Genomic DNA, 22057 nt, shown 5'->3' with positions numbered 1-22057 from the left:
GAACCGGACGCCAGATGCGTCCAGGCGAGTCGACCGATCACTCATCGTATCGGCCGCAGACTGCCTCCACCTGGCAACGGCTGATCGGAAGACCTGCCGCGCCCTCGTTCCTTCGATCCATGTTCCCGGCCTTGAGAAGCCGCAGGCGTGGCCGGTCGCCGCACTTGGTGCCTCCGGGCGGACGTGGCGTGGGGAACTTCAACCACCGCCCACCCAGAGGAGTTCAGGAGGGAGGCCCGACCCCAACGTCGTCCTCCCGGTCCAGCGCGATGAGCTGGGATTCGGCGTAGACGTGGACCTCTTCGATCTTGCCTTTCAGCATTCCCGCGCGGCCCATGGCCTCGTGGTAGGCGGCTTTGACGATCTCCAACGCCTGCGCCAGGACCTCAGCCGTCACGGTCACCGGATCACCCCTGCGTGAGTCCCCAACGATCGGGCAATCGCATCGACCACGCCAGTGGCGTCATCAACAGGCCCGATCGTCTCGCCGGTCGCCGCCCAGACGAACCGCCAGGCACCGTCCACGAAGTCACAGCCCACCTCGACCGAACGGCGCGGCGACTCCGCGTTGATCACGTGCAGCACCGGCGTACCCGCACGCGGCACCACCCCGCACGACATCCCGCCACGCGCCACCACGGCCGCATCGAGCGCCGTCAGGTACGCACGACGCTCACCCGCAAGAGCGGGCTGACCAGCGGAGACCTCGCCATACTGCGGGCTGTCGAAGCTCATGCCCATGACGGTAGGAGCTTCGTCGCGGACGGCTCTAGAAGCTTTCACCAGATTGCAGTCGACTCCGCGCCCGCTCTATGAAGATCCGCACGGGAGGACCGTAGACCGCTTGTCCCCCTAGCAGGCGGAACACCTTGGCGAAGAACGCGATCTCGTCCTGCCGCGTGGTGCGGAAGCGGCCGGTCCACATCTCGCTCCGGACCATCGCGTCATCGAACATGTAGAAGCATTCACCGCCCCACACCTTGCGGAAGCCCGGAGGGATGATCCCCAGGGACACGTTCGGGCGGGACGCCACGCCCAGGAGGAAGTCGAACTGTTCGTTCATCGCGTCCATGTCGCCGTAGGCGTAGGTGAGCACGGACGCTTCCATGACGAACGAGAAGAGATGGGCTGTCCCCTCAGTCACGAACCGTTGGCGCTCCAAGCGCGCTTGGACAGCTTCCTCGACGTCGCCCGCGGGCAATCCGTGAACCTGAGCGTTGATCCCCAAGACTGCACGAACGTAGCCGGGCGTCTGCAAGATGCCCGGAACCACGATCGCCTCATAGGCCCGCACGAGCCGGGTTCGCTTGTATAGCGGAGTGCCCTCCGCCTGGACGCTCTTCTGCCCCTTGCGGAACATCTGGCGGTATTCCGCCCACATCTGTTCCACTTCACGGTGAATGGTGATCAGCTCAAGAGCCTGTTGCTCCACTCCACAGGCTCCACACCATGCTCTGATGTCCTCCTCAGAGGGGTTCTGCCGGCCATGTTCGATCCGGGACACCTTGGTCGGGTGGAGACCTGTCCGATCCGCCAGTTCCCGACCCGTGAGGCGCGCGTCCCGGCGAAGATCCCTGAGCCGTATGCCAAACGCTCTACGGGCGTCGGCCTCCTGGTCCGACAACGACTCACGCCGTGCGGAAGTCGCGATGAGGGACGGCAAGAGACCAAGCGGCCTCGAATGCGTTCCGGCACGTCTTCATCAAGTCGGCGTCAGTGAAGAGTTGTTTTTCTGTCCGATTGTCGGCGCCGTCCAAGGCGTTGAAGATGGCCGCCTGATCATCCAGAACAAAGAGGACGTTTCCCGGCAGGAGCAGTGCTGACGTGAGCCTGCGGGGCAACCAGCGAAGGTTTTCCCTGGTCTCAACCACCGAGCCAGGGAACCGGACGGACATCCGTCGGCATTCCGCCAACGGCTCGGACACCACGCGGTCCCTTCGCAGGGTACGCCCAACCTCTACCCATTGTCCCGCCCGGCAGGAAGCCATGAATCTTTCATGGTCGTCGGACCGCCATTCCTTGAGACCTTCGCCACCAATAGCGCAGTTGTCCCTCAACTCCAGCTTGAGAATGCGGCGACCAGCTTTGACGAACTCCGCTCGTTTCTCCATCGAGATCACTCCATACCATTCCTTCGCGCACATGCGGACGAGCCTGTCTATCAGATCGCCGGGATGTCAGAGATATCCCTCGTTGTCCTTGAGGTTCTGGGCCTGCTCCCGGACCTCCGAGTCGTTCCGTACCTCACCCTGTCCGGTCCAACCTCCTCGGTTGACACCGTAGAAAGGCGAACAGTCGCTCGCCGTCTCGAACTTGTCGGACTTGTATTAGAGAAGGTAAGGCGCAGCCTGTCCGCACCGCCCGTAGGTTGCATGAGATTGCGCTACTCTCAGCGCCTCGCGCGCCGAGGACGACCCTCGGACGTGAATGCCCCACAGTCAACGGGCCGGTTACTGTTTCTGTGCCCGCACGCCGCCATTAGTCCCAGGGATCCTCTTTGACCTTCGACGCTGGCTCTGCCCGCACGTTTCGCCTGCTCGTCACCGGTGGCGGGACCGGCGGGCACACCTATCCGGCGCTGACCACGTTGCGGACGATCGCGGCGAAGGTGGCGGCGTCGGGCGGCGCGCTGGAGGTGTTGTGGGTCGGAGACCGTGACGGCTTGGAGGCGCGTGTCTGCGCTGAGGAGGGCATCCGGTTCGAGGCGGTCGCGGTCGGGAAGATCCGCCGATCGTCCAACCCCCTGAAGCTCGCGTCGCCGACCAATGTCCGCGACATGGCCCGGGTGCCGCTCGGGGTGGCGCAGGCCCGTCGGATCATCGCCGCCTACGCGCCGGACGTGGTGCTGTCCACCGGCGGGTACGTCGCCATCCCGGTGGGCCTGGCGTCGCGTGCGGCGCGTCGGCCGCTGGTGGTGCACGAGCAGACGGTGCGGCTGGGCCTGGCGAACAAGGTCTTGGCGAAGGTCGCGACGACGGTCGCGGTGTCGTCTGAGTCCACGCTGCCACTGCTGCCGGAGGCGGCTCGGTCGCACGCCGTGGTGACGGGCAACCCGGTGCGGCCCGACGTGCTGATCGGCCGACCCGGCAAGGCGGTCGAGGCGCTGGGCTGGCACGGCCACGATCGGCGGTTGCCGACGGTGTACGTCACCGGCGGGGCGCAGGGGTCCCAGCAGATCAACACGCTGGTGGCGGAGATCCTGCCGTGGCTGCTGGAACGCTCGAACGTCGTCCACCAGTGCGGACGCGACCACGTCGAGACGCTGCGGCAGGGCGCTGCCCGGCTGCCCGCAGCAGCTGCGGGCCACTACTTCCTGGCCGGGTACATGGGGGCGGAGCTGCCGGACGTGCTGGCGTTGGCGGACGTGGTCGTCTCCCGGTCGGGGGCCGGGACGGTCGCGGAGCTGACCGCGCTCGGCCGGGCGGCGGTGTTCATCCCGCTGGCGTCCTCGGCGGGCGGCGAGCAGGCCCACAACGCCCGGCATCTCGCCGATGCGGGCGCTGCGACCGCTTTGCTCGGCGAGGTGTCGGCCGCGGATCTGCGGACGGCGCTGGCCCCGTTGCTGGCCGATCCCGTCCGGCGCGCCGAGATGGCCGCGCGGGCCCGCCAGCAGGGACGTCCGGACGCCGCCGAACGTCTGGCGGACGTGGTCATGGCGGCTGCCCACGGCGCGGTCTGAACGCGATCATCCAGCAAGGGCCTCCCGCTGGTGGCGGGAGGCTCCGAGCGGTCAGCGGCTCTTGACTCCCAGGAACTCTCGGGCTTCTGCCGGAGTCATCGGCGGGCGTTGTGCGAAGCGGGATAGGGCTCCGGCTCGTTCCACTAGTTGGGCGTTCGACGTTACTGGCTGGCCCTTTGCGTAGGTCAGGGTGTCTTCCATTCCTACGCGTAGGTGGCCGCCTGCCGATAGGGCCGCGAACAGTACTGGTAGGCCCGTTCTGCCTACGCCTGTTGCCGACCATGTTGCGTTCTCCGGTAGGGCGTTGACGGCCGCTACCAGCGTGCGTGTGTCGCCTGGCATTCCGCCTGGTACTCCCATCACCAGGTCGCAGTGCACCCGGCCGCCGTAGGGCAGGCCGTGCTTGTCCAGGAGGCGGTGTAGGGCGGCTATTTGGCCCAGGTCGAACAGTTCGAATTCAGGGACGATCTCCAGTTCCTGCGTGCGCTGGTACAGCTCCACCATGAACGGCCACGGGTTCATGAACACCTCGTCGCCGAAGTTCACCGTCCCGCACGTCAGCGAGCAGCCGTCCGGGTCGGCCTCCAGCACCCGCAGCCGGTTCTCGTAGGGGTCCGTGACCGCGCCGCCCGTGGACAGTTGCACGATCAGGCCCGTCGCCTCCCGTAGGGCCTGCACCGTGTCGGTCAGGCGGGGCAGGTCGAGGGTGGGGCGCGCGGCGTCGTCGCGGATGTGGACGTGGATCACCGCCGCCCCCGCCGCCTCGCACTCCTTCGCCGTGCGGACCAGCTCTTCTAGCGTCACCGGCAGGGCCGGGACGTCGGACTTGGCGGACTCGGCGCCCGTGGGCGCCACCGTAATGAGCGTCGTTGCTCCCATGCCAGGCAGAATGCAGTCTCATGCGAGCAGTCGTCCAGAGGGTGAGCGAGGCGAGCGTGACCGTGGACGGTCGCGTCGTCGGACAGATCGACGGGCCGGGCCTCATGGTCCTGGTCGGGGTGACGCACGACGACACTCCCGAGCAGGCCCGCAAGCTGGCCGCCAAGTTGTGGGGGCTCCGCATCCTCGACGAGGAGAAGTCCGCCTCCGACCTCGGCGCGCCACTGCTGGTGATCAGCCAGTTCACCCTTTACGGGGACGCGCGCAAGGGCCGTCGTCCGAGCTGGATCGCCGCCGCCCCCGGCCCGGTCGCCGAGCCCCTCGTGGACGCCGTGGTCGCCGAGCTGCGCAAGCTCGGTGCCAAGGTCGAGACCGGGGTCTTCGGTGCGGACATGAAGGTCGCCTTGATCAACGATGGGCCGATCACGCTGGTCCTGGAGGTCTAGAGGCCGTAGACCATCCCGGCGAGGGTCACCACCGTGCCGAGGGCGGCCAGCACGATCAGCAGCATGTCGGTCTGCGCCAGCCTGCCCCGTACCTTCGGCGAGACCAGCACCACGCCGGTGTCGCGGTTCGGGTCAGGCGCTGTTTTCTTGCGGAACGGGTCGCCCATTCCGACCAGCCGCCACACGGCGTCGCTCTTGATCCGCTGGTGCGGCTCGGCGCAGGCGAACAGCCGTCCCCGGGCCGGTTCGCGGCACGAGTAGCCCTGCCGTGTCATCACCCGGCACACCGTCGGCACCAGCACGAACTCGTACAGGCACCACAGGGCGAGGCCGACCAGCGCCAGCCGCCACGACCGGAACCACCACGCGGCCACGGCGATCCCCGCGAACAACGCCCACCACAGCAGCGCCGACTCGCGCCTGCGGCGCCGCCGGCGGCCCATCGCCCCCTTCTTGCCCGCGAGCGGTGGTTCGTCTGACGGCGGCCGTTCGCGTGCTTCCTCCACGTCAGACGATTTTGCCCGGATGGCCGCTGTTTTACGCCCGGTTTGCGGCGGTCCGCCGGAGGGCGATCTGCGCGTTCGCCCCCGTGTCGGGCGACACCACGACCTCCTGGGACGCGGCGACCCCACCGGCCAGCAGCTCGGCGTCCACCGGCGTCGTCCGCTTCACCAGCGCCAACGCGATCGGACCCAGCTCGTGGTGTCGGGCCGCCGACCCCACGAAGCCGATCGTGCGGCCGCCCGGAATCTCCACCGGGTCACCTTGCTTGGGCAGCCGGTCCACGCTCCCGTCCAGGTGCAGGAACACCAGGCGGCGCGGCGGACGCCCCAGGTTGTGCACCCGCGCGACCGTCTCCTGCCCCTTGTAGCACCCCTTGTTCAGGTGCACCGCGACCTCGATCCAGCCCATCTCGTGCGGGATCGCCTTGGCGTCGGTGTCCAGGCCCAGGCGCGGCCGGTGCGCGGCGATGCGCAACGCCTCGTACGCCCACATCCCCGCCGGACGCAGCCCGGGGACGTCCTCGGGCAGCGTCGCCAGCCGCTCGCGCGGGACGATCCAGTCAACGCCCCCCGTCACCGGGTCGGCCAGGCCACGCTCCCCGTGCGGGTACGACGCGCCGGGCTCGCCGGCCAGCGTCACCACCGCGAACCGCTCGGACTCGTCGGCCACCTCGACCCGCAACATGAACCGCATCCGGTCGAGGAACTCCACCAGCGCGGGCGCGGCGCCCGGCTCGACGTGGGCCCACACCGCCTCGCCGTCGTCCACCAGGCTCAGGTGGTGCTCGACCCGGCCGTTGACGTCCAGCAGCAGCGCCTCGGTCGGCTCGTCCGGCTTCAGCCCCTCCAGGTGCTGGCTGGTCAGGCTGTGCAGCCAGCGCAGCCGGTCCGGCCCCGCGATCCGCACGACCCCCCGGTTGCTGCGGTCCACGAAGGCCCGCCCCGCCTCCAGGGCGCGTTGCTCCTGCGACGGCTCCCCGTAGTGCGCGGCGATCTCCTGGTCGGGCGCGTCGCCTGCGACGGCGCCCTTCAACTGCAGCAGCGGGCTCTCCATGCCCTCCACACTACGACGCGTGGCAGCCCGCGCAGCGCCCGTACACCGTGAGGTGGTGCACGTCGGTCTCGAACCCGAACTCCTTGCGCAGCCCGGCCGCGAGCCCCGCGGCGGCCTCGGGGTCGACGTCGTTGACCGTCCCGCAGTCGCGGCACACCAGATGGATGTGCTCGGCGTCGGCGGCCAGATGGTAGTTGGGCGGCCCGTGCCCCAGATGGGCGTGCTTGACCAGCCCCAGTTCCTCCAGCAGCTCCAGCGTCCGGTAGACGGTGGAGATGTTGACGCCCTTGGCGGTGCGCTGCACCTGGGTGCAGATCTCCTCCGGCGTCGCGTGTTCCAGATCGCTCACCGCTTCGAGGACGAGCTGGCGCTGCGGCGTGACCCGGTAGCCCTTCGCCCGCAGCTCCTCCTGCCACGTCTCGGCCATGCCCGAAGTGTATGCGCCACAAGGTCGTCGAAGTGCTCGCGAATAAAACGTTTGCCCTGCGCCGCTCACGTCGCATAGCTTGCGAGCACGCGCGAAAGGAGGTGGTCCAAGAAATGATTCATTCTGGGACTCGCGAGGTGGCTGTCCGCTAGTCGCCGTTTCACGCCTCGGAGCCGCCGTCTAGGCGGCGGCACGTACGGTCGCGACGGCGACCGGCGATAACCAGGCAGTTACCCGATCCTCGGGCCGATGGACCAGTCCTGTCCATCACCCCGCCACCCGGTGGGAAGGCCCGGGGATCGTTCATTTCCCGGGGCTAGTCGGCCTTCTTGAGCTGGGCCGACAGGTGCACCTGGAGGGGCTGACCCATGGCCGCCATCTCATAGACCCAACCCAGGTCGCGCTTGCCGTCCTTCTCCGGCAGCAGCCCGTACATGCGGGTGCCCGCCGTGACCTCCTTGGCGGTCGCGGTGCGCGCCACCACGTCGGTCTGCAGCTGGATGCGGTGGAAGGCCAGGTCGCCGACGTAGATCTCCACGATGCCCGTCGGGTGGGCCAGGGTCAGCTCGATCTGCTTGCCCTCGTGCAGCCGCCAGTAGCCCGTCTCGGTGCCCAGCGGGCGGCCCACCGAGCCGTCGGGCTCGATCAGCCAGCTCCGGCTGGCGTAGCTCAGGAACGGCTTGCCGTTGTGGGTGAAGGAGATCTCCTGCCCGAAGTTGAACGCCTCGATGGTCGGGTAGTCGCCGACTCCGGCGCCCTTCCACGTGCCGAGCAGGAACTCCAGCGGCTTCAGGTCGGGGTGCAGCTCAGGCTCCATGGGCACCGAGCGTAGCGGCTATTTCAGCCGGGCCAGCCGCGCCACCAGTGCGATCGCGGCGAGCGCCACCACGCCGAAGAACAGGACCAGGACCCCCGCGTTCACCATGCCGCCCATGGCGTGATCTTACGAGAGATTAGAGTGCGCGGTATGGCGAGATCTCTGGTGATCAAGGCGACGGCGGGCGCGGACGGCGCGGAGCGGTGCAACCAGGCGTTCACGGTCGCGGCGGCCGGGGTCGCCAGCGGGGTGCCGGTGTCGTTGTGGCTGACCGGCGAGTCGGCCTGGTTCGCGCTGCCGGGGCGGGCCGAGCAGTTCAAGCTCGCGCACGCCACGCCGCTGGAGGATCTGCTCGCGGTGGTGCTGGACGGCGGGCAGGTGACGTTGTGCACGCAGTGCGCGGCGCGGCGGGGCATCGGGCCCGACGACGTGGTGCCGGGGATCCGGATCGCCGGGGCGCCCACGTTCGTGGAGGAGATCACGGCCGAGGGCGCGCAGGCGCTGGTGTACTGACCGGTTTGACCGGCGCGGAGCGGAGATAACAGGGCGACAGACCCCCTGTCCGAGGAGCGCCGCGTGGTCGAGATACCGATGTGGGCCTGGTGGGCGACGATCGGGCTGATCCTCGCCCTGTTCGTCTTCGACCTGGTGGTGGCCGTCGGGCGGCCGCACGCGGTCGGGATCAAGGAGGCGTCCTTCTGGTCGGCCTTCTACGTCGGGCTCGCGCTGCTGTTCGGCGCGGCGGTGTGGTTGCTGATCGGTGGGGACGCGGGCACCGAGTACCTGGCCGGGTGGGTGGTCGAGAAGAGCCTGTCGGTCGACAACCTGTTCGTGTTCCTGATCATCATGTCGCGGTTCCAGGTGCCGGCCGAGTACCAGGAGCGGGTGCTGCTGTTCGGGATCGCGGCGGCGCTGGTGCTGCGGGCGATCTTCATCGCGGTGGGCGCGGCGGCGATCAGCCTGTTCTCGTTCACCTTCCTGATCTTCGGGCTGGTGTTGTTGTGGACGGCGGTGCAGCTGGTGCGGCACCGCGGCGACGAGCCCGAGGTCGGCGAGAACTGGCTGGTGCGGCGGGCCCGCAAGATCATGCCGGTGAGCACCGACTTCCACGGCGGGCGGCTGCTGGCGCACGAGGACGGCAAGCGCGTCATGACGCCGCTGCTGCTGGTGTTCCTGACGATCGGCAGCACCGACCTGCTGTTCGCGCTCGACTCGATCCCGGCGGTGTTCGGGGTGACGCAGTCGGCGTTCATCGTGTTCGCGGCCAACGCGTTCGCGCTGCTGGGGCTGCGCTCGTTGTTCTTCCTGATCGAGGGTCTGCTGACCAAGCTGGTCTACCTGTCGATCGGGTTGTCGGTGGTCCTGGCGTTCATCGGCGTCAAGCTGATCCTGGCGTTCCTGCACGAGGACGTCACCGAGGCCGTGCCGCACATCCCCACGCCGGTGTCGCTGGCGGTCATCCTCGGCGTGCTGGCGATCACGGCGGTGGCGAGCCTGCTGCGGGTGCGGTCGCATCCGGAGGAGAAGGCGCACGGCCGTTGCAAGAGCAAGCGCAAGGAAGAGGCCGAGGCCAGCGCCTCGTAGGAACGGCGACGCCGCGTGGCCCCGGGAGGGCGCACGCGGCGTCGGTTCGTGTCAGGAGGGGACGACGGCGTTCAGGCGCTCGTCGCGCAGCCGCTCCGACCACGACGGCTCCAGCGGCTGCAACTGGCGGCCCAGCGCCCAGGTCAGCAGCAGGTCGGCCAGCGCGGGGTTGCGGACCAGCGCCGGGCCGTGCATGTAGGTGCCGAGGATGTGGCCCTGGTAGGCGCCCTCGAAGCCCTGCCCGTCGCCGTTGCCGACGCCGGAGACGACCTTGGAGAACGGGCGCGCGTTCGGCCCGATCGTCGTCGCGCCCATGTGGTTCTCGAACCCGGTGACGCGCGGCACCTGCAACTCGGCCGCCACGTCGGACACGACCTCGCCGACCGCGCGCTGCTGGCCCCGGTAGCTGCGGATGTCCAGCAGGCCGAGGCCCGGCAGCGGCTGGCCCTCGTCGCCGCCGAACTCGTGCCCCATGATCTGGTAGCCCGCGCACACCGCGAAGATCACCGCGTTGCGGCGCGCGGCGGCGTGCAGGCCGCCGTCGTTGCGCAATCGCTGGGCGGCCAGGATCTGCGGCCGGTCCTCGCCGCCGCCCAGCAGGTAGATGTCGCCGTCCTGGGGCACCGGCTCGTCCGAGCGCAGGTGCACGGTCTCGGTCGGGATGCCGCGCAGCGCGGCCCGGCGCTCCAGCACCAGGGTGTTGCCCTGGTCGCCGTAGGTGCTGAGCAGGTCGGGATAGATCCAGACGATCTTGATGTGGTCAGACGACACGGCCGTACCTCGTTCGGATGTTCTGGAAGGCGGTGTAGTTGGCGATCACGTCCAGGTGGCCCGGCGGGACCGCCTGCACCGCCTGCTCGAAGTCGTCCACCACGGTGAACGACACCTCGGCGGCCTCCAGCCGGGCGGCCAGGTCGATGCGCCGCTCGCCGGTCACCCACACCGGGCGGCCGCGCAGGATGCGGTAGTCCACGTCCCACAGCCAGGAGGTGTCGCGGCCGTCGGGGCCCTGCGCGTTGACCGACAGCGCGACGGGGCCGGGCGCGGGCTGCAGCACGTCGAACGCCTCCAGCCAGCCCGCCGGGTTCTTCGACAGCAGCAGCCGCATGGTGCGGCCCTGGTGCTCGACGGTGGTGTAGCGCCCGGCGACCGACTTGACCTCGGCCATCAGCGGCAGCGCCTGCTCGGGCGGCACGCCGAACTGCGCGACGACCGCCAGCGCGATCGCGGCGTTGGAGCGGTTGGCGCGGCCGGGCAGGTTGAGGCCCGACAGCGGGATCGCGCGGCCGTGCGGGTCGACGACGTGGTCGCCGCGCAGCACCCAGTCGGGGCGGGGCCGGGCGAAGTGGCACTGGCGGCAGCGCCAGTCGCTGTTCTCCTCGCCGTCCTGGCGGTCCAGCGGGCCGCCGCACTCGGGGCAGCACCAGGAGTCCTCGCGCCAGTGCTGGCCCGCCGCGACCCAGGTGACGCTCTTGGCGGTGGCCGCGCCCCAGGTGACCAGCGGGTCGTCGCAGTTGGCGATGACGTGGCTCTGCGGCGACAACTCCAGCGCCTTGCGCCACTTGCCCGCCAGCAGCCAGATCTCGGCGGCCCGGTCCATCTGGTCGCGGCTGAGGTTCATCAGCGCGACGAGGTTGGCGCCGGTCTCCTTCAGCACCATCGGCACGTACTTCTCGTCGCACTCCAGCACGCCGTAGCGCGCGCCGGGCGCCGAGGCCAGCGCCGACACGTGCCCGGTGGGCATGTTGGCGCCGAAGGCGTTGGTGGCGACCTCGCCGAGCGGCGTCATCGCCGAGGTGATCAGCCGGGTGGTGGTGGTCTTGCCGTTGGTGGCGCTGACCAGGACGAGCTTGCGGTCGGCGGCCAGCCGGGTCAGCAGTTCCGGATCGAGGCGGAGCCCGATCCGGCCGCCGATCACCGAGCCGTCGCCCTTGCCGGCCAGCCGGGACATGGAGGCGGCCGTGCGACCGAGCGCGACCGCGAGCTGCGAACGCAGCGGAAGCTTGCTCATAAACGTTCGTCTTCTTCCGGTTGAGCATCTGAAGCGCCTCGAAACCTTGCCCGAGCCTAACCGCTTCATCCCGCTGGTTGGCGTCGGCCGCCGGATCACCGGGCCCGCGACGGGCGAAGGACGTCACCTCGCCTCCCCGGAGTGCTCTCAATGCGACGAGGATCACACCGGACCCGGTAAACCCGGACCGCCGCTCTTGACCTTGACAGATCGTCCGTGGTTCGGTGCCAGACCCGGCGGACGCCGCCGGACGGCCGCGAAGTCTCCATCACGGCGTCACGGAACGGCGGTACACAGTACTTTTGTCGGGGTCCCTGCCGGTACGCGGGGAAGCGACGCCCGCGACCAGGCGGGCGGGCCCGGGGGACGAGGGCGATTCAGGCGACGAGGCGAGGTTCTGGACTATGCGGTGTCCGACGTGCGGTGGCGACACACCCGGGACGCTCGGCGGGTGTTCGAACTGCGGCGCTCCGCTGAACGAGCCGCTGGGCGCGCCGGTGGCGGCCCCCAGCGCCGCGCAGGGGCTGGGCGACAAGACGATGATGGTGCCGCCGCCGACGCCGTCGTGGGCGCCCGCCGAGCCGCAGGGCGCGGAGCCGCAGGGCTCGGGACAGCAGGGTTCGGGGCCGCTGAGCCCGGCGCCGCAAGGCACCGGGCCGATGGGCACGCCCCCGCCCGCGCAGCTGAACGGCGCGCCCGCCGATCCCGAGTCGACCGCCGCGTGGGTGTTCGAGCCGGACGCCGACGACGAGCCCGCCCCGCCCACCGCGTCCGCGACGCCGGGCGCGGCCGACGCGACGCAGATCGCGCCGCCGCCCGCGTGGGCGGAGCAGCCGCACGCGGGAACGCCGGGGTCGGAGTCGATCGTCCCGGACTCCTGGTACGCCAAGCCACGCAAGCCGGAGCCTGAGGCCGCCGCGCCTCCCACCTGGAACGAGGCCCCGGCCGCGCCCGCCGGTTGGAACGAAGCTCCGGCCGCGCCTCCCAGCTGGAACGAGGCCCCGGCCGCTCCGTCCAACTGGAACGAGCCGCCCGCCGCGCAGCCGCAGCCCAACACGCCCGCCCCCACCCAGATGGACTGGAACGCCCAGCCCGCCGCGCCGCAGTGGGGCGCGACCGCCGTGCTGGGCGCGAACGGCCCGGCCACGCAGGCCATGGACCAGGGGCCGCAAGGTTTCGGTCCGCCGCAGCAGCCGCCGCCGGGCGGGCAGGGCCCCTTCGGGGGCCAGTTCGGCGAGCAGGGCGGCTACCCGGCGCCCGCCGCGCCGTCCCCGTCGGGCAGCAAGGCGGGCAAGCCGCTGGTCATCGGCGTGTGCGCGCTGGTGCTGGTCGCGGTCGCCACCGTGGGGATGGTGATGTGGCCCGAGGGTGAGGAGAAGAAGGCTCCGACGGCGTCGGCCACCGACCCGGCGGCGGCCAAGGAGACCCAGAACAAGAAGCAGGACCCGGCCGTCGCGCAGGCCGTCCAGGTCAACCTGCTGCTGAACGCCAGCTCCGACACCCGCCGCACGCTGGCCCGGTCACTGACGCTCACCGGCAAGTGCCAGGACCTGCCCCAGGCGATCAGCGGGTTCCAGGAGGTCGCGACGCGGCGGCAGAACCAGCTGCGCCGCACCGCCGGGCTCAAGCTCGACAAGCTCCAGCAGGGCGAGCGGATGCGCGCCCACCTGCGGCAGTCGTTCCAGGCGTCGCTCCAGGTGGACCAGTCGCTGCTGACCTGGGCGCAGCGCAACCAGCGGCACTGCAAGGGCAAGCCGCGCCCGGACGCCGCCAAGGCGCCGGGCCGCGCGCCCGCCGAGCAGCGCGCGACGCTGAGCAAGAAGCGGTTCGTGGTGCTCTGGAACCGCGTCGCGAAGAAGACCGGGCAGCCGACCCGCCAGTGGAACGGTTGGTAGGCGTCCGATCACAACCGGATTGCGACCTGGTCCGGAACCGCCGGTGACAGGGCACCGCGCAGTATCTTGTCTGCGTTGGAACCTGACATGGGGGGTTACGCGATGCGGTGCCCGGGATGCGGTAGCGACACGACCCCTGCGTTGCCCCGGTGCACCCGGTGCAACACACCGCTGAGCGGCGTCTCGGAGGAGGCGACCACGCCGGACCCGGGCCAGGGCCGCCCGCTGCCGCCGCCGTGGTCGAACCCCCCGGCCGACCCGGCGGACTGGTCGCCGCGCTCCGAGCCGCCCGATCCGCACGCCGAGACGCGCTCCGACCGGCGTTCCGACCCGCCGGGCTGGACGCCTTCGCCGCCGCCACCCGCCGCCCCTGCGGACTGGTCGCCGTCACCCGCCGATCCGGCGGACTGGGCGCCGCGTTCCGAGCAGCCCCCGCCGTATCCGCCGCCCCCGCCGCCCGCCGGGCCGGGCGAGACGTCGATCGCGCTGTCCCCCGAGCCGTGGGACGAGCCGGTCATCTGGCAGCCGCCCGAGCCCGCGCGCCGCAGCCGCAAGCCCTACCTGCTGATCGCGGCCGGGGCGGTGCTGCTCGCCGCCGTCGCGGCGGCGATCGTGTTGTGGCCGTCCGGCGACGACAAGGGCGCGAACCAGGCCGGGGACACCGGGCGGCAGACCACCCAGGCCGCCCCCGAGACCAGCGAGGAGACCTCGGAGACGCCGTCCGACGATCCCAGCGAGTCGGCCGAGCCCACCGCGTCCGGCGACCAGACGCAGCAGGCCCGCTCGGTGGACGCGCTGCTGGGCGAGATGGCCGCCACCCGCTCCGAACTCGCCACCGCGACCGAGGGCGGCTGCGACCAGACGATCCTGCGCCGCGTCGGGACGCAACGCGCCGACCAGCTCGCGCAGGCGCGCGGGCTGGAGACCGGCGCGCTGGAGAACGGCACGGAGATGAAGTCCGCGCTGGTCCGGGCGCTGGAGGCGTCGGTGGAGTCCAACCGGCTCTACCAGACCGACGGCTGCCCGACCGAGCCGCGCTCGGCCGACCAGCGGGCGACCAGCGCCAAGAGCGAGTTCCTGGAGTACTGGAACCCGGTCGCCCGCGACACGGGGATGAGCACCCGCGACCAGGGCGGCATCTAGTCGTTGACCAGCTAGTTCAGTCCGGCTAGTTCAGGCCGAGCTGCCCGGCCAGGTTCTTGACGGCCTCGACGAGCACCGTCACGCCCGCGACGCGGCGGCCGAGCCGTCCCAGCGCGCCTTCCACGCGCTCGGTGTCGGCGTCGTCGCCCTCCAGCTCCTCCCGGACGTCGGCCAGGTCGCGGCGGGCCCGGCCCACCTCGGGGATCTGGTCGGCGTGCTCGTCCAGCAGCCGTTCCACGCGGGTCAGCTCGGCGAGCGCGGCGGACCCGGCCGCGCCGCCCTGGTGCTGGGTCTGGGTGACGTTGTCGCCGCTGGCGACCTGCCCGGAGACGTTGGCGTTGCCGCCGATGGTGATGCCGCGCTCGCCGCCGTGCTGGGTCATGGTGTCCTCCGCTAGCTCGTTCCGCCGGCCGGACGGCCGGTCTGCTGTTGCCGTATGCGGCCGCCGGCCGCGACCTGCCCGCTGACGTTCCCGCCGGTGATGATGACGCCCTGGTTCATGATCTGCTCGGCCTGGGCGCGGTAGGCCGAGACGTCGATGCCGCACTCGCGGTCGAGGTAGTCGAGCAGGGCGTCGTTGACGCGCTGCTGGACCATGCGGGTGTACTTGGTGACGTCCAGTTCCTGGAGGTAGGTGGCGAACCCCTTGGCGGCCGCCACCTCGCGGATGCTGATGCGCGCGCCGTAGTCGTACATGGGTTGGGCGGCCGGGTTCGGGGCGCCGAGGCCGAGCTGCTCGCCCAGCCATCCCCAGCCGGCCTGAAGGGCTCGCGGAACGGCGAGCAGGGCTGCGGAACCGGCCTCCGACCAGCCGACCCGGACCGCTTCGCGGACCAGGGCGGTGGTGCCCCAGGAAGGCAGGTTGTCCACGATCCGGAAGTCCGCGCGGATGGGGGGCAGTGCCCGGGTGACGAACTGGCCGTACAACATGCGACCTTCGACGGCCAGGTACACGAAGGTGTTGGCCGAGAAGTCCTGCTCCTCGGCCGGCATCACCAGCCGGCCGTCGGAGGCGGTCACCGGCTGGGACTGCGCGCCGATGCTGATGCGCTGGTAGTAGCGCAGGGTGCCCTGCGGATGGCGTTTGATCGCGTCGATGGTCGGGCCGGTGGCCAGGGAGTAGGGCGTCGGGCCGCCGGGATCGAGCAGGGGGTGGGCGACCCAGGCGCCGCCCGGGGCGGCGCCGCGGTGATCGCACAGACCGCGGCCGACGATGTGGTCGTCGATGACCAGGCTGACCACGCGTTCGTGGAACGGCAGCGGGCGGGCGCCGGGATCGGCCGGTGGAAGCTCGTCGCGCATCGCCCTCATGGCGTCCCGGACGCGCTGGTGCATCACCACCGGGTCGACCGGTGCGGACGGGCGCGGACCGGTCAGCCGCTCGGCTGCGGGACGGTCCAGCTCCAGGACGATCGACCAGGCCCGCGACCTGACCCCGCCGCCGCCCAGGAAAGGGTTGGTGCCCGCATAGAGGGTGACGTTGCCGCGTTGCGCGGACGCGACCCGGGCCAAGCGCGGGGCCTCGCTCGCCGACACCGCCGGACCCGGCCCGGTGGCGCCCGGCGCCAGGCTGTGCGACAGCGCCCGCAGCACCAGCGCCAGGTGCCCGAAGACGACACCGGCCAGGCTCAGGATCAGCAGCAGCGCCGAGACCACGAAGGCCGGTCCGGCGATGTCGCCGCTGAGGGCGTCCCCGGCGTCGATGAGGCCGAGTTCCGCCAGGGGCATGGTGACGGCCACGCCGAGGCCGCCGACCAGCGGCGGCACCACGATGACGGCGGCCACCACCATGATCGACGGGAGCATTCCACCGCCGATGCGGCTGCCCAGGACCGCCGCGACCACGCCGGTCGCCAGCGTGGCGCCGACCAGGATCGCCGCCAGCGGCGACAACACCCAGCAGACGACCCACACGCCGATCAGGATCAGGTCGCGGTACAACCGAAGCCGCCGGGCGCGCAGGGCGTGCCGCAGCACCACCTCCAGATCGAACCCGTAGGACGGCACGATCGCCCGGTGGCGGTCGTGCAGGAACTCCGAGATGACGAGGTCCTCGAAGGCGCGCCGGATGTAGGTTCCTGCGGCCAGGTAGCGGGTGGCGTGCTGGAGGGGCTGGCCGGCGGCGGCGGTGAAACCGCGGGCGTGCGCGAAGAACGGTCTGGCCGGGCGGTCGCCGTTGGGCTGCTCGGGATTCATCGACGCGCCTCCAGGGAGAGGTCACCGCAGCGCCGGGAGCGCGGTGACCGGTCGGGACCGGACAGTGACGACGATCGCACCCGTCGGCCATCGGGACAGCCGTTTCCAGCGATGATCCGGCGTCCTCAAGTGGCCGCGCAGCGTCACCCCTCCAGGAACGGTAGGCCGCGTTCCGGGTCGGCGAACGGGGCGATCAGGCGGTCCGGCCAGCTCAGCACCGGTTCCAGCCACGAGCCCGCGCGCATCGTCTCGGCCACGTCGGCGATCTGCTCGTGCTCGGCCAGGCCGATCGCCACCACGGCGAGGTCCCGGTAGAACCCCGCGTGGTCGTCGTCGCCGCCCAGCGCGACCAGGGCCAGCGGGCGGTTGCGGTCCAGCTCCATCGACAGCGGGTGGCGGCGCAGGGCGCGCAGGCGGTGGCCGAGTTTGGGGTCGGGCGGTTGCTTCAGCCCGGCGAGCTGGTACTCCAGCGGCGGCGCGGGGGCGTGCTTGTCGGGCGCGCCGTCGCCGTAGTAGGGGAACAGGCGGTCCAGTTCGTGCAGCCAGCGGAGCTGCGGGATGACCCACTGGGGGCCGGGCTGGGTGCCGGGCAGGGTGTGGGAGCCGCCCAGGAGCTGCTGGGCGACGCCCGCGACGGTGGCGGTCAGGTCGGCGGGCGGGTAGGCGGCGCGCAGGGCCTGGGAGCGGCGGGTGACGGCGCGTTCCAGCACCGTCGCGAGCGTGCACTCGCGCAGCCGGGGCGCGAGCCGCGACCAGGCGCGGCCCAGCTCGGTGGGGACGGCGGGCATCGGGCGGTTGGTGACGTGGGCCAGCACGAGCGTGTCGGACCACAACCGCAACCACGCCCAGTCGGGGTGGCCCGCCAGCAGGTCGGCCTCGCGCAGCTCCAGCAGCGTGCAGGCGCGGCCCGAGCGGCACTCGCAGCCGCAGGCGGCCGAGCGGCGGCCGTCCACCGGGGGCGGCGGGCCGGGCAGCACGGCCTCGCGGCCCTCGCCGAGGGGGACGCGGACGCGCAGCGGCCGGTCCATGCCGTCGGCGAACACCGCCGCGACGCCGGGGCGCAGCGACACGACCTCGCGGGACTGGTCCTCGTCCAGGTTCATGGCCGCGCCGACCTGGTGGCGGTCGTCGAAGGCGGGCAGCCGGTGCACGACCTTCAGCGCGGTGTTCTTGATCACGTCGGGCACCAGCTTGGTGGGGATCTGCTCGGCGACCACGATGCCCTCGCCGTAGGCGCGGATCTCGGCGAGCATCCCGGCGAACAGCTCCACCGCGTGCGAGCTGGTGCGCTCGGGGCCGCGGTTGCGCAGCAGCCGGTGCGCCTCCTCGATGACGATGACGTGGCGCAGGCCGGGCGCGGTCGCGCCGCCGCGCGAGCGCATCCGCAGGTGCTCGACGATGCGGATGATGAGGGTGCCCATGAGGAACGCCTTGTCCTCGTCGTTGGCGACGTCCTCGATGGCCAGCACGATGTTGTCGCGCAACATGCCGCCGATGTCGGCGGGGTGGCCGCCCTCGAAGAAGCGGCCCGCCGAGCCGATGCGGAGCGAGCGCAGCCGCACGTCCACGAAGCCCTGGACGTCGGCCATCAGCTCGCGGCCGTAGCCGACGTCCCGGATCACCTGGAGGGCGGCGGTCTGGAGCTGCTCCAGGGTGGGGACGGCCGGTTCGATGAGGGAGCCGGGCACGCCCGCGCCGGTCACCACGTCCCAGCCGTTGGCCTCGTAGACGCGCTGGAGGGCCTGCGCCATGATCTGCGGGAACGGCTCCTCGGCGTCGAAGGCGGCCTGGAACAGCGCCCGCACCATGTCGATGTGGGCCTGCACCGGGTAGCCGGGCTCGGGCGCGAGCGGGTTGACCGACAGCGGCACCGCGGCCGGGTCGGAGGGGTTGACGACCGTGACCGGGCCGCCGAGGTCCTGGATGCGCCCGGCCATCGCGGCGTACTCGGACTTGGCGGGCTCGATCGCCAGCCACGGGATGCCCGCGCGGGTGAGCTGCTCCAGCAGGTGCCGGACGGTCTGCGACTTGCCCGCGCCGGTCGCGCCGGTGACGAACACGTGCCGGTTGATGGTGGAGCGCGGCACGGTGAAGCGGCCGACCTGCCGGTCCTGGCCGTCGAGGATCGCGCCCAGCTCGATGCGGGGGCCGTTGCCGACGTCCTCGGTCTCGGAGGTGACGTCGAAGTACCCGGCGTCCAGCACGCGCAGGCCCGGCACCTCGCGGCGGGGCAGCCCGGCCAGCGCCGCGAGCGCGCCCGCCGTGGCGACGAAGGGGTAGCGCTGCTCGTTCTCCAGCGGCCGCAACGTCGCCGGGGCCGCCTCCGGCCGCAGCACCTCGGCGAACGCCCCGCTCCCGAAGCCCGACCGCAGCCGGTACGGGTGGTGGCCCAGCTCCATCGACCCGACGAGCACGGGCGCGATCTGGCCCAGCTCCTCCGGCGAGGCCGCGCCCGCCAGCACCCGCACGCGCCACAGCCCGGCCTCGCGGAAGGCGTCCAGCTCGGCCAGCCGCTGGTCGGCGCGCGTCACCGCGAGCCGTGCCTGCTCGTCCTCGCCGCGCCGCAACATGCGCAGCTCGTGGTGCAGCTCGCGCATCTCCTGGTCGATCAGCCGCTCGTCGCACGGGTCGGCGACCACGAACCAGCCGAACGGCCGCTCCATCAGCGTGACGAGCGTGGACTCGAAGAGGTTGGCCCCGCCGCCGTCGCCGGGTCCCTGCGGGGCGAGCCGCCCGGGGCAGCGCGTCCACGTCATGCGCTCGGCCTGCCGCATCCACGCGTCGCCGATCGGCACGCCCCGCGCCCCGCTCGGGAACAGCACGCCCTGCGCCCGCCCGGCGGACGTCCCGACGGCCCCCGCGTTGGTGATCAGCTCCAGCGGCGCGCCGCCGCCGGGCGACAACCACCCCACCACGAACGGCTCCCGCCGCCGGGCCGCCGACAGCGCGGCCGGGAGGACGCTGACGAAGTCCCATTCGGCGGACGCGGCCCGTTCGGGCGCGGGGATGGCCTGGATGCGGAACCAGGGCCCCGGCAACACGGCCGCGTCCGGCGGCGGCGAGAACTGCGACGGGACGTGGGGCTGCATACCGGGGGGCATCACCCCAGCATCTTTCCCCGCCCCCATCCCCCGCGCCACCACTCTGCGCGTTATGGCGGGGGGACGGTCAGGCGGGTGGGTCGGCGGCGTGCCTGCCGGACGGCTTGCGGCGGGACGGGCGCGGTAGGGCGTGGCGGGGGCCCGGGGGACGGTCTGGTTCGTCCAGGGCGGGTTGGGCTTCCGGTTCCTCGTCGGGGTCGTCCTGCGGCTGGCTTTCCTGTTCGCGCAGGTACTCCTCGAACTGCATCGAGTGCGCGGTCGGGAGCGTGATGATGCCCGGGTTCGCGTCCACCAGCAGGGTGCGGCGGCCCGCTGCTCCCGCGTGGGTGAAAACCATCGCCGTAGGTGGCAGTTCCTGTAGCTGCGGCGGTTCCACGAGGAGTTCGCGGACGGTCTGGCGGGCGACGCCTGGCGGCATCGTGCGACCCCACGCGGTGGCCGAGCTGATGCCCTCTACTAGAGCGTCGTCGTCGGCCGGAGCTGGCAGCGGCGACCAGACGGGGTCTGTCAGGCCGTCGCCTCGTGCGCGCGCGTAGGCGACCGTGCTCGCGTAGGACTCGCCCGCCACGTCAAAGAGCGTCTGGCCCGCCGTGTCGGTGATCTCGGCCACCAGCAGCCGCTGGTCGGCGCCGATGTGCTCGGCGGCCACGCGCGCGTCCTCGGGGTTGCCCAGCCGCATGAAGCCCACCGCGGCGTGCCCGCGACGGCCCAGGCGCTCGCGGACGTGCGCGGGAATGGAACGGTACATCAGCACCAGGCCCGTACCCGTGGCCTCGCACGCGTCGACCAGGCGGTCCAGCACGTCGCCGCGCAGCTTCTCCGCCCCGCACAGGAACAGGGTGTGGTCCCAGCGGCCGCCCGGGGGCGACTCCCGGATGCGGTGCGTCAGGGCGGTGGTCACGTAGGTGCCGAGGACGCGGTTGGTCAGCACGCCCGCCCGGCGGTCCATCGAGACCACGTGCAGGCGCGACGGCGGCAGCCGGACGGGGTCGGTGGCCAGCTTCTCCAGCTTGCGGAGCTGGGCCTCCAGCGCCCACGCGTGCCGCACCACGATCCGGTCGGTGGCGTTGCGGCCGAACAGCGTGGCCAGCCGCTCGTGCTGCTCGTCGGTGAGCAGGCCGCGCCGCAGGTCGGCGCGCGGGTCGCCGACCTGGGCCAGCACGCGCAGCGCCGCGGTGATCTGCGGGATCGTGGCGTCCGGGCCCAGCACCTCGATGATGCGTTCCAGGATCGAGTTGTCGTAGGACAGGTCGCGGGTGCTGGACCGCTCCTCCCCCGCGCCGACCACCAGCGACAACACGTCGGCCAGCGCCTCGGGGCTCAGGCCCCGGGTGACGTCCAGCCGGGGCAGGTCGGCGGGCAGCACCCAGACCAGCGGGTCGTCGCCCCGGCTGGCGGCCAGGCGCAGCAGGTCGTGCGCGACCGCGCCCTCCGACAGGTCGATGACGGTGACGCGCGCGCCCACCGCGAGCCGGGCCGCGCCCATCGTCGTGACGGCCGCCGACCAGCCCGCCAGGGTGCCGCCGACCACGTCCACGCGGTCGACGCCGGGCGGGACGGCGACGGGGTACCACTCGCGCTGGTCCTCGTAGGCGCGGCGGCGGCGCTCCCAGTCGCGGTAGGCGGCCCGGTGCCGCTTCTCGGCCTCGGCGCGCGCCAGCTCGGCCGCCCGGTGGTCGCGGCGGCGGGTCTCGCGCTCCTCGGCCAGCCGCGCCCGCACGCCGCGCTCGTCGCGCCACAGCGCCGTGCCCGTGATGCCGAGCACGACCGCGCACGCCAGCAGCGCGACCACCGCGAACGCCCACGGCAGCACGCCCAGCGCCCCGCAGACCAGGAACAGCGCCGCGCCGACCCCCGTCCCGGCGGCGGCGACCCGCAGCGGGCGGCCCGCCATCGTCTCGCCCGGCCGCCGCGCCGGCGGGGCGGGCGGGACGGGCGGGGGCGGCTCCGGCGCGGGCGGCGGCGGTCCCGGGTCGGGGTGCATCTGCGCGTAGCGCCAGCCGACGTAGACACGGTCGGCCTGGACGAACCGCGTCATCGCGGCTCCACTCGCCATGTCCGGCACGTCTGGGACCCCCGGGAGGACCGATGGGAGCTGTGGGTTGCGGGTGGGGAACGCCGGAAGCGGCGCGACCCCGCGGTGGCGGGGCCGTCGGGACGGAGGGAGGTCATGGGGCTGGTCTGGGGTGGTCGGTCCGGGTTCCTCCACCCGACAGAGTAAAGAGGTTCCGGGGGTGGCGCGCGACGTTCAACGGAACAGGCCGCCCGATGACCGACTTGGTTCGCCAATTCGGTCATCGGGCTCACCTGCTACGAAGATCG

21 protein-coding genes are annotated in these 22057 nt (G+C 71.9%); 6 read left to right on the top strand and 15 right to left on the bottom strand.

The window, feature by feature from the left end; all coding sequences use genetic code 11:
• Positions 1–223 precede the first annotated feature (223 nt).
• From AH6_RS07215 to AH6_RS43505, 4 genes are read right to left on the bottom strand one after another with little or no spacing between them, the layout of a single operon-like run.
• Positions 224–403, bottom strand: a complete 180-nt coding sequence (locus AH6_RS07215) for a hypothetical protein (protein ID WP_067475570.1) — start codon at positions 401–403, stop codon at positions 224–226.
• Positions 400–735, bottom strand: coding sequence for a hypothetical protein (locus tag AH6_RS07210; protein WP_157431315.1), 336 nt, complete (start codon positions 733–735; stop codon positions 400–402). The genes AH6_RS07215 and AH6_RS07210 overlap by 4 nt, the downstream gene beginning before the upstream one ends.
• Before the next feature lie 34 nt (positions 736–769).
• Complete coding sequence (locus AH6_RS07205; protein WP_067475564.1) at positions 770–1624, bottom strand: helix-turn-helix domain-containing protein; 855 nt, start codon at positions 1622–1624, stop codon at positions 770–772.
• A 4-nt stretch (positions 1625–1628) separates the two neighbouring features.
• Complete coding sequence (locus AH6_RS43505; RefSeq protein ID WP_373861752.1) at positions 1629–2111, bottom strand: DUF6879 family protein; 483 nt, start codon at positions 2109–2111, stop codon at positions 1629–1631.
• 386 nt (positions 2112–2497) lie between these two features.
• Between AH6_RS43505 and AH6_RS07195 the strand changes: the two genes are divergently transcribed.
• Positions 2498–3679, top strand: coding sequence for a UDP-N-acetylglucosamine--N-acetylmuramyl-(pentapeptide) pyrophosphoryl-undecaprenol N-acetylglucosamine transferase (locus tag AH6_RS07195; RefSeq protein ID WP_067475559.1), 1182 nt, complete (start codon positions 2498–2500; stop codon positions 3677–3679).
• Positions 3680–3730: 51 nt separating this feature from the next.
• On the opposite strand, the gene AH6_RS07190 is transcribed toward AH6_RS07195, so the two are convergent.
• Positions 3731–4534 (bottom strand): beta-keto acid cleavage family enzyme, encoded by an 804-nt coding sequence (locus AH6_RS07190; protein WP_245679212.1) that lies wholly within the window; start codon positions 4532–4534, stop codon positions 3731–3733.
• A gap of 44 nt (positions 4535–4578) precedes the next feature.
• Between AH6_RS07190 and dtd the strand changes: the two genes are divergently transcribed.
• Positions 4579–5004: a D-aminoacyl-tRNA deacylase gene (gene dtd / locus AH6_RS07185; protein ID WP_067475553.1), complete on the top strand. Its 426-nt coding sequence runs from the start codon at positions 4579–4581 to the stop codon at positions 5002–5004.
• Here dtd and AH6_RS07180 read toward each other — a convergent pair.
• The 4 genes from AH6_RS07180 to AH6_RS07165 form a co-directional block, all read right to left on the bottom strand.
• Positions 5001–5510 carry a hypothetical protein gene (locus AH6_RS07180; protein ID WP_245679211.1) on the bottom strand — a complete coding sequence of 170 codons (510 nt, stop codon included), beginning with the start codon at positions 5508–5510 and terminating at the stop codon, positions 5001–5003. The genes dtd and AH6_RS07180 overlap by 4 nt on opposite strands.
• A 31-nt stretch (positions 5511–5541) precedes the next feature.
• Positions 5542–6561, bottom strand: a complete 1020-nt coding sequence (ygfZ, locus tag AH6_RS07175) for a CAF17-like 4Fe-4S cluster assembly/insertion protein YgfZ (RefSeq protein WP_067475546.1) — start codon at positions 6559–6561, stop codon at positions 5542–5544.
• Positions 6562–6571: 10 nt separating this feature from the next.
• Entirely contained in the window at positions 6572–6988 is a 417-nt protein-coding gene (locus tag AH6_RS07170) for a Fur family transcriptional regulator (protein ID WP_067475543.1), read from the bottom strand.
• Between the two features lie 316 nt (positions 6989–7304).
• Positions 7305–7805 carry a heme-binding beta-barrel domain-containing protein gene (locus AH6_RS07165; protein WP_067475540.1) on the bottom strand — a complete coding sequence of 167 codons (501 nt, stop codon included), beginning with the start codon at positions 7803–7805 and terminating at the stop codon, positions 7305–7307.
• Positions 7806–7955: 150 nt separating this feature from the next.
• Here AH6_RS07165 and AH6_RS07160 point away from each other — a divergent pair, with 150 nt between their 5' ends.
• On the top strand, positions 7956–8318 hold the full coding sequence (locus tag AH6_RS07160) for a DsrE family protein (RefSeq protein ID WP_067475538.1): 363 nt from the start codon (positions 7956–7958) through the stop codon (positions 8316–8318).
• A gap of 63 nt (positions 8319–8381) precedes the next feature.
• Positions 8382–9389, top strand: a complete 1008-nt coding sequence (locus AH6_RS07155; RefSeq protein WP_067475535.1) for a TerC family protein — start codon at positions 8382–8384, stop codon at positions 9387–9389.
• Positions 9390–9440: 51 nt separating this feature from the next.
• On the opposite strand, the gene AH6_RS07150 is transcribed toward AH6_RS07155, so the two are convergent.
• Positions 9441–10160, bottom strand: coding sequence for a type 1 glutamine amidotransferase (locus AH6_RS07150; protein WP_067475532.1), 720 nt, complete (start codon positions 10158–10160; stop codon positions 9441–9443).
• Positions 10150–11400: a Mur ligase family protein gene (locus AH6_RS07145; RefSeq protein WP_067475529.1), complete on the bottom strand. Its 1251-nt coding sequence runs from the start codon at positions 11398–11400 to the stop codon at positions 10150–10152. The genes AH6_RS07150 and AH6_RS07145 overlap by 11 nt, the downstream gene beginning before the upstream one ends.
• Before the next feature lie 497 nt (positions 11401–11897).
• Between AH6_RS07145 and AH6_RS07140 the strand changes: the two genes are divergently transcribed.
• On the top strand, positions 11898–13295 hold the full coding sequence (locus tag AH6_RS07140) for a hypothetical protein (protein ID WP_067475526.1): 1398 nt from the start codon (positions 11898–11900) through the stop codon (positions 13293–13295).
• Between the two features lie 141 nt (positions 13296–13436).
• On the top strand, positions 13437–14438 hold the full coding sequence (locus tag AH6_RS07135; protein ID WP_067475524.1) for a hypothetical protein: 1002 nt from the start codon (positions 13437–13439) through the stop codon (positions 14436–14438).
• A 25-nt stretch (positions 14439–14463) separates the two neighbouring features.
• Here AH6_RS07135 and AH6_RS07130 read toward each other — a convergent pair whose 3' ends face one another.
• The 4 genes from AH6_RS07130 to AH6_RS07115 form a co-directional block, all read right to left on the bottom strand.
• Positions 14464–14820 (bottom strand): hypothetical protein, encoded by a 357-nt coding sequence (locus AH6_RS07130; RefSeq protein ID WP_067475521.1) that lies wholly within the window; start codon positions 14818–14820, stop codon positions 14464–14466.
• 11 nt (positions 14821–14831) lie between these two features.
• A complete protein-coding gene (locus tag AH6_RS07125; RefSeq protein ID WP_067475518.1) occupies positions 14832–16634 on the bottom strand; it encodes an AbeC-like domain-containing protein in 1803 nt (600 codons plus the stop codon).
• Between the two features lie 143 nt (positions 16635–16777).
• Positions 16778–19735 (bottom strand): ATP-binding protein, encoded by a 2958-nt coding sequence (locus AH6_RS07120; RefSeq protein WP_245679210.1) that lies wholly within the window; start codon positions 19733–19735, stop codon positions 16778–16780.
• 67 nt (positions 19736–19802) lie between these two features.
• Positions 19803–21773, bottom strand: a complete 1971-nt coding sequence (locus AH6_RS07115) for a hypothetical protein (RefSeq protein WP_067475502.1) — start codon at positions 21771–21773, stop codon at positions 19803–19805.
• Between the last annotated feature and the right edge of the window lie 284 nt (positions 21774–22057).

This window comes from Actinomadura hibisca NBRC 15177, from assembly GCF_001552635.1.
GTDB lineage: Bacteria > Actinomycetota > Actinomycetes > Streptosporangiales > Streptosporangiaceae > Spirillospora > Spirillospora hibisca.
Note: the sequence above shows the minus strand (reverse complement) of the source record. Positions and strands in the feature narration are given on the sequence as shown.